Here is a 1,337-nt window from a genome sequence, read left to right as displayed (position 1 = left end):
GGATGCTCCTATAGGCGTCAAGCCGCGGGAGCGAGTTCGGTTTGAGTGATGTGTGTGGTTGGTGTGCTGGTCAGGGTGCGGTAGACCTCGCGGGCGACGAAGCGCTTCAGGCAGCGCATGATGTCCTTCTTCGAGAGCCCTTCCGTGGTGCGCCGGGCGACGTAGGCGCGGGTGCGTTCGTCGTAGCGCATGCGGACCAGCACGATGGTGTGCAGGGCGTTGTTCGCGGCCCGGTCGCCGCCGCGGTTGAGGCGGTGGCGGTGGGTTCGGCCGGAGGAGGCGGGGATCGGCGCGACCCCGGTCAGATGGGCGAACGCGGCCTCGGAACGCATGCGTTCGGGGTTGTCCCCGGCGGACGCGAGGAGCTGGCCGGCGGTCTCGGGACCGACGCCGAACAGTTCCAGCAGCGCCGGGGCGGCCCGCTTCACCAGTGGACCGATCTCGGCGTCGAGCTCGGTGATCTCCTCGTCCATCGCCTGGTGGCGTCGGGCCAGGCGTCGCAGTGCCGCCCGGGTCGCGGCCAGTGGCGTCGAGAGGTCGTCGCCGGGCCGCAGGCGGGCGAGCGTGCGTATCAGTGCCGCCCGGTTGAGGCCGGCGGCCTGCTCGCGCAGCATCGCCGGTGCCGCGACGAGCAGGCCCCTGATCTGGTTCATCGCCTGGGTGCGGGCCTTGACCGCGCTCCGGCGGGCGATCCGCAGGACGCGGACGGCCTCGACCGCGCCGTCCCGGCTCTTGGGGGTTCCGGTCGCCCGGCCCGACAGGACGGCCGTCGCGGCGGCGTAGGCGTCGATCGGGTCGGATTTGCCCTTCATGCGCCGGGTCTTGCGGTCCGGCCGGTCGACGTCGAGGACCGTGACCCCGGCGGCCGTCAGCACCCGGGCGAGTTCGGCGCCGTAGGCGCCGGTGCCCTCCACGCCGACCGCGCTCAGGGCGCCGTGTGAGCGCATCCAGTCCAGGAGGTCCCGGTAGCCGCGGACGGTGGCGGGGAACTCCCGGTCGGCCAGGTGTCGGCCGATGGGGTCGATCACCGCCGCGTGGTGGGTGAGGCCGTGGGTGTCGACTCCGCCGGTGATCTCCGGGGCGTTATGCGTCATGCTGGTCGTGTCCGTCCTTGCCGCTTGTCGGTGCCGAGGGCGGCACGCGCCGGTCGGGCGGGTGGACAAGACAGTGACGGGGCTTCTGCGACAAGCTCCTATGAAGTCACAAGCGCCCGCCCGGCCGCGTGCGTGGTGACGCCCGGCGAGCCGACAAATCCCAAACAGGACAGTCGAGACGTCAGTCAGGCGGCGAGTCAGACCCACCCGCAGCGTCACCACGAACATCATCACTGTCAGGCG

At 71.7% G+C, this 1,337-nt stretch carries 1 protein-coding gene; it reads right to left on the bottom strand.

Annotated elements, in window-relative coordinates; all coding sequences use genetic code 11:
- Positions 1-17: 17 nt before the first annotated feature.
- Entirely contained in the window at positions 18-1,094 is a 1,077-nt protein-coding gene (locus ACFC0B_RS40850; RefSeq protein ID WP_376098569.1) for an IS110 family transposase, read from the bottom strand.
- Positions 1,095-1,337 lie beyond the last annotated feature (243 nt).

Origin of the sequence: Kitasatospora sp. NPDC056184 (assembly GCF_042268405.1) — a bacterium.
Lineage (GTDB): Bacteria > Actinomycetota > Actinomycetes > Streptomycetales > Streptomycetaceae > Kitasatospora.
This window is presented reverse-complemented; position numbering and strand designations above follow the sequence as displayed.

Bases quoted from the DNA above. Each gene is read 5' to 3' on its own strand.
- ACFC0B_RS40850 (WP_376098569.1), bottom strand. From the start codon at position 1,094: ATGACGCATAACGCCCCGGAGATCACCGGCGGAGTCGACACCCACGGC.